Below are 12,376 nucleotides of genomic sequence, written 5' to 3' on the forward strand. Positions count from 1 at the left end.
TAATCTGAAAATAAATGAGGTGTTTTCTCATTCTCGTTCGGCAGGTAGGGAAGGCCGGAATACAGGCCGCCCGCCGATACGCTACGGAGCGAGAGAATGAGTTCTACCCCGGTTTCACCGCGCCACCCCTTGAACCGAGCCCTGCGTGGCGCCTTGCTCGGGCTGGTGGTAGGCAGCCATGTCCTGCCAGCCCTGGCCCAGCCTGCGGCCACTGACAGCAGCAGCCCGCTCAAGCAGTGGAACATTCCGGCAGGCCCGCTGGCGCCAGCGCTCGATCGTTTTGCCCGGGAAGCCGGCATCAGCCTGTCGTACGACGCGCAAAGCGTGGCCAACCAGACGACGCCGGGCGTCCAGGGCTCGCTGGGTACCGCGGCGGCCCTGTCTTCACTGTTGCAGGGCAGTGACCTGCAATCGGAACAGCAAGGCCCCAACGCCTACCTGCTGCTGCCCCAGCCCAAGCCCACCGGCCCCCTAGAGCTGGGTGCCACCGAGGACTATCGCCTGGCCCCGGTGATCGTCAATGCCAAGGTCAAGGCCAGCGCCGACGACGACATCAACTCGGTCGTGGCCAAGGAGCTGTGGGTAGGGGGCAAGGTCGCCACCAGCATCCTCAATACCCCGGCTTCGGTGTCGGTGGTGACCCGCAAGGAGATGGAACAGCGCAGCGTCAGCACCACCGAAGAGGCGCTGCAGTACACCCCTGGGGTGATCAGCGACTTCTATGGGTCGGACGACCGTAACGACTACTTCCAGATTCGCGGCTTTCAGGCCACCACCTACCGCGACGGCCTGACGCTCAGCTCCATGCGTGGCGTGCGCGAAGACCCTTACGCCTACGAGCGTATCGAGATCATTCGCGGCGCCAACTCCACTCTGTTCGGTCCTGCCGACCCGGGCGGCTCGGTCAACTTCGTGACCAAGCAGCCGCGGTTCGAACGTTTCGGCCAGGGCTATGTGACCTACGGTTCGTACGACCATGCCGAGACTGGCATCGACGTGGGCGATGTGCTCAACGAAGGCGGTACAGTGGCAGGGCGCTTCACGGCCAAGCTGCAGGACAGCGACCGTGAGTACGACCACTCCCGCGACGACAGCCGCCTGGTGATGGGCGGGCTGACCTGGGCACCAAGCGACTTCACCTCGGCCACCGTGGTGCTGGACTACCTGAAGACCAACAGCTCGCCCAACAGCGGTGGCTACCCGCTGGACAAGGAGTACGACCGCAGCAAGTTCTTCGGCGAGCCCGGCTACAACTTCCACGATGTGGAGCGCACAAGCTTGTCCGGCAATATCACCCACGACTTCGACAACGGCTTCGTATTGCGCGGCAACCTGCGCTACAGCGAACTGACCGACGATTTCGGCTACGCCTACTTGAGCGACAGCCCTTCGCGCGTTGGCACGACCATCCCGCGCTATGTGTTCGGCACCGACAGCGACGCCGACCAGCTCAACGGCAACCTGATGCTGCAATACGATGCGCAGTTCGAGCACATCGACAGCAGCACCCTGGTGGGGGTGGAGTACCTCGACTCCTCGACCAAGCAGCGCTCGGTCTACAGCCTGGCCACCCCGATCGACATCGCCAACCCGGTGTTCACCGGCGTGCCGCGTGGCATCGAGCCCTACAGCCGCAAGAAGCAGGACGTGACCACCAAGGCCGTGTTCATGCAGCAGAACCTGTCGTTCTACGACCGCGTCATCGCCACCGCTGGCGTGCGCAACGACTCCATGGACTTGTCCAGCACCGAGTACGTGGGCGGGGCGGCCAAGCAGAGCGACGATTTGTCGGAGACCTCGTATCGCGCTGCGCTCACCTACATTGTCAATGACGAAGTGTCGACGTACGTGAGCATGGTGGAGTCGGTGTCCCCACCCCAGGTGGGCGTGACCCCGCAAACCGGCAAGCAGTACGAAGTGGGCGTCAAGTACTCGCCCATCGGCATGGACGCGATGTTCTCCGCTGCGGTGTACGACCTGACCCAGGAAAACGTCACTATTGCTGTAGTCCTACCCAGCGGCATCATCGAACAGCAAACCGTCGGTGAGTCTCACGCACGCGGCCTGGACCTGGAAGCCAAAGCTCAGGTGACGGCTGATATCAGCGTGATTGGCGCTTATTCGTACATGGACACCGACGTGAAGCGCGGGTCGCTGTATGACGGCTCTTCGCTCAAGGGCAACGCCTTCGCCACCGCGCCCAAGCATTCGGCTTCGCTGTGGACGTACTACGATATTCCGGCGACCGACGTGAGTGTCGGGCTGGGTGCCCGGTACGTGGGGGCTTACTACATGGATGCGGCCAACACCAAGAAGACCGATGGCACCACGTTGTTCGACGCGGCCTTCAAGTACAAGATTGCCAAGGGCACTGACCTTGCGGTGAACGTGAGCAACCTGTTCGATGAACAGCACGTGGTGGGCTCGGGGACGGCCGATTATTACAACCCTGGGCGTGAGGTGACGGCGCGGGTGAGTTATAGCTGGTAAGCGATTATTGGGGGGAGTTGCGGTGGCTTTGTGGCTGCAATGGATAGCCTGTGCGCGTTGGCCGTTATGGGCAGCGCGGTAGGCCTTGGGATCTGATACTGGGCTGCAATCCTAGGGCCGCTGCGCGGCCCATCGCGGCACGAGGCCGCTCCAACAGGGGGCGACACTGTGCGGGATGGCTTGCCTACTTCCCAGGCATCAACGTCTTGATCAATGCGCGCACCGTTCCCGGCAGGGCTTCCAGTTCCCGGACCAGGATGCTGCGTTCGCGCTCGGCCCAGGGTTCGTCCAGGGCGATGGTCACCAGGTTCATGGTGTGGCTGTGACGCGATGCGGACGACTCGGGAATGATGCCGATGCCCACACCGGCCTCGACCATGCGACAGATGGCCTCGAAGCCCGAAAGCTGGATACGCAGGGCCAGGGTTTCACCCATGCGCTCGACCTGGTCGCGCAGAAAGGTCAGCAGGGTGCTGCCGTCGTGCAGCCCGATGTGCTGGTAGGCCAAGGTCTGTTTCAACGTCACCTGGCGGCGGCTGGCCAGTTCGTGGCCGGCGGGCACGATCAGCACCAGCCGGTCGGTGCTGAAGTGCATCACCTGCAGGCCGCTGGCCTCCACAGGGCCGGCGATGATGCCCATGTCGGTGCTGCCATCGAGCACGCCTCGCACGATGTCGCGGGACAGGCGTTCCTGCAGGTCGACCGTGACCCCCGGCCGTTGCGCCAGAAAGCCTGCCAGTACCTCGGGCAGGAACTCGGTCACCGCCGTGGTGTTGGCAAAGATGCGGATATGCCCCGCCGAATCGCCGCCGAACTGGGTGAATTCCGCCTTCAGGTAATCGACCTGGCGCATCACCAGGCGTGCGTGGGTCAACAGCGTGTGCCCGGCCGGGGTCAGTTCGACGCCGCGGCTGTCGCGGTACAGCAGGCGGGTGTCGAGCTGCGCTTCGAGTGCCTTGATGCGCGCACTGGCGGCGGCCGGGGACAGGTGCGCGCGGCGGGCGCCCTGGGTCAGGCTGGGGGATTCGCCGATGTGGATGAACAGGCGCAAATCAGCCAGATCGAAGTGCATGGGCAAGTCCTGGAGTCGGGAAGGCGTTCGGTATTTATGAACGCCGGGTTATGGAAATGCAAATTCACAGAATGCGCGACAGGGTCGCATGATCGTCCCTGTCGCCTGCGCAGCGTCGATGACGCGCCCGCAAGTGGCCTGCCATAACAACAATTCCAGAGGCCCACCCATGCCCACTCCGCCCTTTGATTACAGCCCGTGGCTCGGCCGCACCGAGCAAGCCTGGGATGTGCTCAGCCGCAACCTGGTGCAGCGCATCGCGGCGACGTTCGGCGAGACCGCCCCGGCCCACGGCGAGGCATTGCCGCCGCTGTGGACCTGGTGCTTCTTTCAAGACCCTGTGCCCGAAGCGCAACTGGGCACCGACGGGCACCCGGCACGCGGGGGCTTTTTGCCGCCGGCCGATGGGCGCAACCGCATGTGGGCCGGTGGCCGGGTCGAGTTCATCGCCCCGCTGGTGGTCGGCGGCGAGGCGCAGCGTACCTCGACCATCCTGCACATCGAGGAGAAACACGGCCGCAGCGGCGCCTTGCTGTTCGTGACCGTGCGCCATGACTACACCCAGCACGACCAGCTGTGCATCCGTGAAGAGCAGGACATCGTCTACCGCGAGCCGACCCCGCCCAAGGCGAGCACGGGCGAGCCTTGTGAAACCGGCACCTGGGGCGAAACCGTCACGCCCACCGCGACCTTGCTGTTTCGCTATTCGGCGGTCACCTTCAACGGCCACCGCATCCATTACGACTACCCCTATGTCACCGCCACCGAAGGCTACCCGGACCTGGTGGTGCACGGCCCGCTGATCGCCACGCTCAACCTGCGGGCTTTTCTGCGCGCCAACCCCGGTGCCCGCCTGCGCCGCTACAGCTACCGCAGCCTGCGCCCGCTGACCCTGCCCACGCCCTTCGAACTCAGCGGCTGCCTCGACGGCCCAGGCCAGGCGCGCCTGTGGGCTGGCAATGCCGCCGGCGTGGCGCAAAGCGCCGACGTCACCTTCGACTGACCCCTTTTCAGCACCGTAGAGAAGCCTGCCATGCACAGCTACGACAGCGATGACCTCAACGCCATCCGCGAAGGCGTGCGCGCCTTGTGCGCCGAATTTCCGGCCGAATACTGGCGCACCCTGGACGAGCAGAAGGCCTTCCCCGAAGACTTCGTCAAGGCCATGACCGACGCCGGCTGGCTGTCGGCGATGATCCCCGAGGCCTATGGCGGTTCAGGGCTGGGCCTGGCCGAGGCGTCGGTGATACTCGAGGAAGTGAACCACTGCGGTGGCAACTCCGGCACCATCCACGGGCAGATGTACAACATGTTCACCTTGCTGCGCCACGGCAGCGAGGAGCAGAAAAGTCATTACCTGCCCAAGCTGGCCAGCGGCGAGCTGCGCCTGCAATCGATGGGCGTGACCGAGCCGACCACCGGCACCGACACTACGCAGCTCAAGACCACGGCCGTGCGCGAGGGCGACGATTACGTGATCAACGGGCAGAAAGTGTGGATCTCGCGCATCCAGCATTCGGACCTGATGATCCTGCTGGCACGTACCACGCCGCTGGCGCAGGTCACGCGCAAGTCTGAAGGCATGTCCATCTTCCTGGTGGACCTGCGCACGGCCATTGGCAACGGCCTGACCGTGCAGCCGATCGCCAACATGGTCAACCACGAAACCAACGAGCTGTTCTTCGACAACCTGCGCATTCCGGCCAGCAGCCTGATCGGCGAGGAGGGCAAGGGGTTTCGCTACATCCTCGACGGCTTGAACGCCGAGCGTACGCTGATCGCTGCCGAGTGCATCGGGGACGGGCGCTGGTTCGTCGAAAAGGCCAGCCAGTACGCCCGCGACCGCGTAGTGTTCGGCCGCCCGATCGGCCAGAACCAGGGTGTGCAATTTCCCATCGCCGAAGCCCACATCGAGCTGGAGGCGGCCGACCTGATGCGCTGGCGGGCCTGCGCCGAGTACGACAGCGGCGCCAACGCCGGTGCTGCCGCAAACATGGCCAAGTACCTGGCCGCCAAGGCCTCGTGGGAGGCGGCCAACGCCTGTCTGCAAACCCACGGCGGCTTCGGCTTTGCCAACGAGTACGACGTGGAGCGCAAATTCCGCGAGACCCGCCTGTACCAGGTGGCGCCGATTTCCACCAACCTGATCCTGTCGTACGTGGCCGAGCACCTGCTCGAGCTGCCGCGCAGCTTCTGAAGGAGGCCATGCCCATGCGTGATACCCAAGCACTGGCCACCTTCCTGGCCGACCTGCGCTACCAGGACATCCCGCCCGCCGTGCTGGCGCGTACCGAAGACCTGTTCCTCGACTGGCTCGGCTCGGCCCTGGCCAGCCAGGGCGCGCACCCGGTGCCGCTGTTCGAGCGTTACGCCGAGCGCATGGGGCCCCCTGCCGGTAAAGCCCGATTGATGAGCACCGGCCGTGGCACCTCGCCGTATTTCGCCGCGCTGGTCAATGGCGCAGCGTCCCACCTGGTGGAGCAGGACGATTTGCACAACAGCTCGGTGCTGCACCCGGCCACGGTGGTGTTCTCCGCTGCCCTGGCCGCCGCGCAGGACCTGGACAAGTCAGGGCCGGACCTGCTGCTGGCCGCCGTGGCCGGCTATGAGGCCGGCATTCGCATCGGCGAATTCATGGGCCGCTCGCACTACCGCATCTTCCACACCACCGCCACCGTCGGCACCCTGGCGGCCGCCGTGGCGGTGGGCAAGCTGATGGACTTCGACCAGGCCCAGTTCATCCATGTGCTGGGCAGTGCCGGCACGCAGGCAGCCGGGCTGTGGGAGTTCTTGCGCGATGCGGCCGATTCGAAACAGCTGCACACCGCCAAGGCCGCTGCCGACGGGCTGCTGGCGGCCTACCTGACCGCCGATGGCCTGAGCGGGGCGCGCAATATTCTGGAAGGCGACCAGGGCCTGGCTGCCGGCATGTCCAGCGACGCCGACCCGGCGCGCCTGTCGGACCGCCTGGGCAGCCGCTGGGCATTGGCCGAAACCTCGTTCAAGTTCCACGCCTCGTGCCGCCACACCCACCCGGCGGCCGATGCCTTGCTCGAACTGATGCAGCGCGAAGGGCTGCGCCACGGCGACATCGCCGACGTGATCGCCCACGTGCACCAAGGCGCTATCGATGTGCTGGGCCGGGTGAAAGTACCCACCAGCGTGCACCAGGCCAAGTTCTCCATGGGCACGGTGCTCGGCCTGATTGCCGTGCATGGCAGCGCGCAGTTGCTGACATTCCGGGACCTGGCCCTGAGCGACCCGGACGTGGCCGCGTTCCGCGACAAGGTGCGCATGCAGCTGGACCCGGAAGTGGATGCGGCCTACCCGGCGCGCTGGCTGGGCCGGGTGGAGGTGCGCTGCACGGACGGGCGCCACTTCACCGCCGCCATCGACGAACCCAAGGGCGACCCCGGCAACACCTTGTCCCGCGCGGAACTGGAGGACAAGTTCCAGCGCCTGCTGGCCTACGCCGGGCAGCGCAGTGCGGCCGACGGCCGTGCCTTGATTCAACGTGTCTGGCAGCTGCGCGATACCCGCTCGCTGGCCGACCTGCCATAACTTGCGCACAGGACCTTGCCATGAGTGCATCTGCCCCCCGCCCCCTGGACGGCATCACTGTCGTCAGCCTGGAACACGCCATTGCCGCGCCGTTCTGCACCCGCCAACTGGCCGACCTGGGCGCCCGCGTGATCAAGGTCGAACGCCCCGGCAGCGGTGATTTCGCCCGTGGCTACGACCAGCGCGTCGATGGCCTGGCGTCCCATTTCGTGTGGACCAACCGCTCGAAGGAAAGCCTGACCCTGGACCTGAAACAACCCCAGGCCGACGCCATTCTCGAAGCACTGTTGGCCAAGGCCGACGTGCTGGTACAGAACCTCGCACCCGGCGCCGCCGCGCGCATGGGCCTGGGATTCGACGCACTGCACGCGCGCTTTCCACGGCTGATCGTGTGCGATATTTCCGGCTACGGCGAAGGTGGCCCGTACGAGAAGAAGAAAGCCTACGACCTGCTGATTCAGAGCGAGGGCGGCTTCTTGTCGGTCACTGGCAGCCCAGGGGAGGAGGGGATGGCCAAGGCCGGGTGTTCGGTGGCCGACATCGCCGCTGGCATGTACGCCTACACCGGCGTGCTCTCGGCCCTGTTGCTGCGCGACCGCACGGGGGTGGGCAGTCGCATCGACGTGTCCATGCTCGAAAGCCTGGTGGAATGGATGGGCTACCCCATGTACTACGCCTACAACGGCGCACCGCCGCCACCGCGGGCCGGTGCCTCCCACTCGACCATCTACCCCTACGGCCCTTTCCCCACGGGCGACGGCGGCACGGTCATGCTGGGCCTGCAGAACGAGCGTGAATGGCAGGTGTTCTGCGAGAAGGTCTTGCTCGACCCGGCGTTGGCCACCGACGAGCGCTTCTGCGCCAACTACCGGCGCTCGGAGAACCGCGATGCGCTGCGCCAGATCATCGTCGAGGGCTTTGCCGCGCTGAGCCTGGAAGACGTGGTGTCACGCCTGGAAAGCGCGCAGATCGCCAACGCCCGGGTCAACGACATGCAAGGGGTGTGGCAGCACCCTCAGTTGCAGGCCCGTGACCGTTGGCGCGAGGTGGACAGCCCGGCGGGCAAGCTGCCGTCGCTGCTGCCGCCGGGGCGCAACGCGGCCTTCAGCCCGCGCATGGACCCGGTGCCTGCACTGGGCCAACACACTGCCGCGATCCTGGCCGAGCTGGGGTATGGCGACGATCAGCAGGCGCAATTGAACAGCGCAGGCGTGGTTTAGTAGAGGAGCAGAAGCATGCCATACCCCATCGTTCGCTCCGCCCTGTTCGTGCCCGGTAGCCGCCCGGAGCGCTTTGCCAAGGCCCTGGCTGCCGGCGCCGATGCCGTGATCGTGGACTTCGAAGACGCGGTCGAAGAGCCGCTCAAGGCCCAGGCCCGCGAGCACCTGGCGCGCTTTCTGGCCGAACACTTGGATGCCCGGGTGTGGGTGAGGGTCAATGCCCCCAGCCACGCAAACCACGCCGAGGACCTGCAGTTTTGCGCGCAGCATCTGGGCGTGACCACGGTGCTGCTGCCCAAGGTCGAGAGCGCCGCTCAAGTGGCGGTCGCCGCCCGCACGGGCAAGGCCGTGGTGCCGATCATCGAGTCCGCCAAGGGGCTGTTGGCCCTTGAGCGTATCGCGGGCGCCGAGGGTGTCGAACGCCTTTCGTTCGGCAGCCTGGACCTGGCGCTGGACCTTTGCCTTAACACCGACAGCCCGGCAGGCCAACGCTTCATCGACCAGGCCCGCATGGCCGTGCAGTTGCAATCCCGAGGGGCCGACCTGGCGCCACCGCTGGACGGCGTGTTTCCAGCGATCCGCGACCCGCAGGGGCAGCGCGAGGCTATGCGCCATGCCTACGACATGGGCTACGGCGGGGCGCTGTGCATTCACCCAAGCCAGGTGCCGGTGATTCATGAGGCCTTGCAACCCAGTGAGCACGAACTGGCCTGGGCGCACCGCGTGATCGAGGGCAGCGCAGCGGCGGGCGGGGCAGGGGCTTTCCAGCTGGATGGGCAGATGGTCGATGCGCCGGTGGTGTTGCGTGCGCAGCGCCTGTTGGCACTGGCCCCTACGGGCTAGGTTATGGCTGGGGTTATGACGTGATGGGTTGCGTTCACCTTTGCCGAACGCAGCCTTACACAAAAGCAGATTCCCCAAACACCTGCACTTGCGCCACCGTAACCTTGGCTACGCTTCCCTGCTGACCTTTCCAACAACAATAACAGGTGAAACCCATGTTGAAGCTGACCCAGGCGCTGTTCTGCGCCGCCGCCGTCTCCCTGACCTCGTTCGCCTACGCCGCGGACCCGGTCATCATCAAGTTCGCCCACGTGGTGGCCGACAGCACGCCCAAAGGCCAGGGCGCGCTCATGTTCCAGAAACTCGTGGAGGCCGATGACAAGCTCAAGGGCAAGGTCAAGGTCGAGGTCTACCCCAACTCGTCGCTGTTCGGCGACGGCAAGGAAATGGAAGCGCTGCTGCTGGGCGACGTGCAGATGCTGGCCCCCTCGCTGGCCAAGTTCGAGCATTACAACAAGCAGGTGCAAATCTTCGACCTGCCGTTTCTGTTCGACAACCTGGCGGCGGTCGACCGCTTCCAGCAAGGCCCCAAAGGCAAGGCACTGCTCACCTCCATGGAAGACAAGGGCATTCGCGGCCTGGCCTACTGGCACAACGGCCTGAAGCAACTGTCGGCCAACAAGAAGATCTTGCTGCCCAAGGACGCCCGCGGCCTGAAGTTCCGGGTGCAGGCCTCCAGCGTGCTGGAAGAGCAGTTCAAGGCCGTGCGCGCCAACCCGCGCAAGATGAGCTTTGCCGAGGTATACCAAGGCTTGCAGACCGGTACCGTCAACGGCACCGAGAACACCTGGTCGAACTACGAAAGCCAGAAGGTCAACGAAGTGCAGCCGTTCTTCACCGAGACCGACCATGGCCTGATCGACTACATGGTGATCACCAACGCCAAGTTCTGGAACGGCCTGCCTGAAGACGTGCGCACCGAACTGCAGGGCATCATGGACAAGGTCACCGTCGAGGTGAACAAGCAGGCCGAGGCGCTGAACCAGGCCTCGCGGCAGAAGATCATCGACGCCAAGACCAGCGAGGTCGATGCGCTCACCCCCGAGCAGCGTGATGAATGGCGCAAAGCCATGCGTCCGGTGTGGGACAAGTTCGAAGGCCAGATCGGCGCTGACCTGATCAAGGCCGCCCAGGACGCTAACACCGCTTCCTGATCCGTCCTGCTTGCAGCCGCCCCTGTGTCGGCGGCTCAGCCTCATTGTGCGCGGAGAATGCCCATGCAAACGTTACGGCGCGTCTGGGAGCGCTTCGAGGAAGGCATGATCGCCTTTCTCCTGGCGGCCATGACCCTCATCACCTTCATCTATGTGGCGCTGAACAACCTCTACACGATGTTCTACAGCTTGAGCGACCGCTGGACCTTTGCCAGCGAGCCGCTGCTGAACATCGGCGATCACCTGATGGGCTACGCCCAGGAAATGACCTGGAGCATCGCCCTGACCAAGGCGTTGTTCGGCTGGCTGATCTTCTTCGGCATCGCCTATGGCGTGCGCACCGCCGGGCACCTTGGGGTCGATGTGCTGGTCAGGCGCACCCGCAAACCGGTGCAGCGCGTGCTGGCCATGCTCGCCTGCGCCTGCTGCCTGGCCTATGCCGGGCTGTTTCTGGTCGCCAGCATCAAGTGGGTCAGCGCCGTGCTGGCTGCCGGCATCGGCGCCGAAGACCTGGACCGCTACGGCATCAAAATCGGCCACATCGCGATGATCGTGCCCTTTGGCTTCGCGCTGATCATCGTGCGCTACCTGGAAATCCTCTACCGCATCTACACCCACCGCCAGACCAACCTGGGCCTGGCCGACGAAGCGGCCGAGGCGAGCAAGCTGGCCAACCCCGGTGAGGAGTCGCCGCGATGACCGTTATCTGCCTGTTCCTGCTGCTGTTCATCTTCATGTTCCTGGGCGTGCCCATCGCCATTTCCCTGGGCCTGTCCGGGGCGGTGTCGATTCTGCTGTTCAGCCAGGATTCGCTCAGTTCGCTGGCGATCAAGCTGTTCGAGACCTCCGACAGCTACACCTTTTTGGCCATTCCGTTCTTCCTGCTGTCCGGCGCCTTCATGACAACTGGCGGCGTGGCGCAGCGGCTGATCGACTTCGCCAACGCCTGCGTGGGGCACATTCGCGGTGGCCTGGCCATTGCCGCCGTGCTGGCGTGCATGCTGTTCGCTGCGCTGTCCGGCTCCTCGCCGGCCACGGTGGCGGCGGTGGGCTCGATTGCCGTGGCCGGCATGGTGCGCTCGGGCTACCCGAAGGAATTTGGCGCCGGGATTATCTGCAACGCCGGTACCCTGGGCATCCTGATCCCGCCGTCGATCGTGATGGTGGTGTATTCGGCCGCAACCGAGACCTCCGTGGGCAAGCTGTTCATGGCCGGTGTGATTCCTGGGATTCTGCTGGGCGTGTTCCTGATGATCGCCATCTACATCGTGGCGCGGGTCAAGAAACTGCCTGCCCAGCCACGTGCTAGCTTTCGCGAGTGGCTGACCGCAGCACGCCGGGCCTTCTGGGGCCTGTTGCTGCTGGTGATCATTCTGGGCGGCATCTACAGCGGCATGTTCACCCCCACCGAAGCGGCAGCCGTGGCGGCGGTGTATTCGGCGTTCATCGCCCTGTTCGTGTACAAGGACATGACCTGGCGCGAGTGCCCCAAGGTGCTGCTGGAGTCTGGGCGGCTGACCATCATGCTGCTGTTCATCATCGCCAACGCCATGCTGTTTGCTCATGTGCTGACCACTGAGCAGATCCCGCAGCAGATCACCCAGTGGGTGCTCTCCGAAGGCCTGACGCCCCTCGGTTTCCTGATCATGGTGAACGTGGTGCTGCTGATTGCCGGCAGCTTCATGGAGCCGTCGGCGATCATCCTGATTCTGGCGCCGATCTTCTTCCCCATCGCCATGGAACTGGGCATCGACCCGATCCACCTGGGCATCGTGATGGTGGTGAACATGGAGATCGGACTGGTTCACCCGCCGGTGGGGCTGAACCTGTTCGTGACCAGTGCCGTGACAGGCCTGACACTGGGCCAGACCATACGCGCAGCGCTGCCGTGGCTGTCGATTCTGTTGCTGTTCCTGATTCTGGTCACCTACGTGCCGTACATCTCCCTGGCGCTGCCGGAGTTTCTCGGCATGCCCTGACCGGCGGCTCGATCAACCCGCCAGTGCACCGACGCCACCGCCTACCCGGCGGTGGTT

General features: G+C 64.9%; 10 protein-coding genes. 9 read left to right on the forward strand and 1 reads right to left on the reverse strand.

Annotation, left to right across the window (positions count from 1 at the left end):
* Nucleotides 1–96: 96 nt before the first annotated feature.
* Entirely contained in the window at nucleotides 97–2,490 is a 2,394-nt protein-coding gene (locus ACK59L_RS08530) for a TonB-dependent siderophore receptor (RefSeq protein ID WP_409272988.1), read from the forward strand.
* A gap of 184 nt (nucleotides 2,491–2,674) precedes the next feature.
* Here ACK59L_RS08530 and ACK59L_RS08535 read toward each other — a convergent pair whose 3' ends face one another.
* Complete coding sequence (locus tag ACK59L_RS08535; RefSeq protein WP_078477960.1) at nucleotides 2,675–3,562, reverse strand: LysR substrate-binding domain-containing protein; 888 nt, start codon at nucleotides 3,560–3,562, stop codon at nucleotides 2,675–2,677.
* Nucleotides 3,563–3,731: 169 nt separating this feature from the next.
* On the opposite strand from ACK59L_RS08535, the gene ACK59L_RS08540 reads away from it, so the two are divergent.
* The 8 genes from ACK59L_RS08540 (at nucleotide 3,732) to dctM (ending at nucleotide 12,319) form a co-directional block, all read left to right on the forward strand.
* Nucleotides 3,732–4,565: a MaoC family dehydratase N-terminal domain-containing protein gene (locus ACK59L_RS08540; RefSeq protein WP_144967773.1), complete on the forward strand. Its 834-nt coding sequence runs from the start codon at nucleotides 3,732–3,734 to the stop codon at nucleotides 4,563–4,565.
* 30 nt (nucleotides 4,566–4,595) lie between these two features.
* Nucleotides 4,596–5,759 carry an acyl-CoA dehydrogenase family protein gene (locus ACK59L_RS08545; protein ID WP_409272991.1) on the forward strand — a complete coding sequence of 388 codons (1,164 nt, stop codon included), beginning with the start codon at nucleotides 4,596–4,598 and terminating at the stop codon, nucleotides 5,757–5,759.
* 14 nt (nucleotides 5,760–5,773) lie between these two features.
* Complete coding sequence (locus ACK59L_RS08550; protein WP_100850770.1) at nucleotides 5,774–7,123, forward strand: MmgE/PrpD family protein; 1,350 nt, start codon at nucleotides 5,774–5,776, stop codon at nucleotides 7,121–7,123.
* A gap of 20 nt (nucleotides 7,124–7,143) precedes the next feature.
* Nucleotides 7,144–8,343 (forward strand): CaiB/BaiF CoA-transferase family protein, encoded by a 1,200-nt coding sequence (locus ACK59L_RS08555; protein WP_058638412.1) that lies wholly within the window; start codon nucleotides 7,144–7,146, stop codon nucleotides 8,341–8,343.
* Between the two features lie 15 nt (nucleotides 8,344–8,358).
* Nucleotides 8,359–9,186, forward strand: a complete 828-nt coding sequence (locus tag ACK59L_RS08560; RefSeq protein ID WP_409272994.1) for an HpcH/HpaI aldolase/citrate lyase family protein — start codon at nucleotides 8,359–8,361, stop codon at nucleotides 9,184–9,186.
* A 155-nt stretch (nucleotides 9,187–9,341) separates the two neighbouring features.
* A complete protein-coding gene (locus ACK59L_RS08565; protein ID WP_058638410.1) occupies nucleotides 9,342–10,340 on the forward strand; it encodes a TRAP transporter substrate-binding protein in 999 nt (332 codons plus the stop codon).
* Nucleotides 10,341–10,403: 63 nt separating this feature from the next.
* On the forward strand, nucleotides 10,404–11,039 hold the full coding sequence (locus ACK59L_RS08570) for a TRAP transporter small permease (RefSeq protein ID WP_078477963.1): 636 nt from the start codon (nucleotides 10,404–10,406) through the stop codon (nucleotides 11,037–11,039).
* Complete coding sequence (dctM, locus tag ACK59L_RS08575; protein WP_058605875.1) at nucleotides 11,036–12,319, forward strand: C4-dicarboxylate TRAP transporter large permease protein DctM; 1,284 nt, start codon at nucleotides 11,036–11,038, stop codon at nucleotides 12,317–12,319. Before ACK59L_RS08570 ends, dctM begins: the two co-directional genes overlap by 4 nt.
* Nucleotides 12,320–12,376: the final 57 nt, after the last annotated feature.

Source organism: Pseudomonas sp. KCJK9111, assembly GCF_046231935.1.
Lineage (GTDB): Bacteria > Pseudomonadota > Gammaproteobacteria > Pseudomonadales > Pseudomonadaceae > Aquipseudomonas > Aquipseudomonas parafulva_B.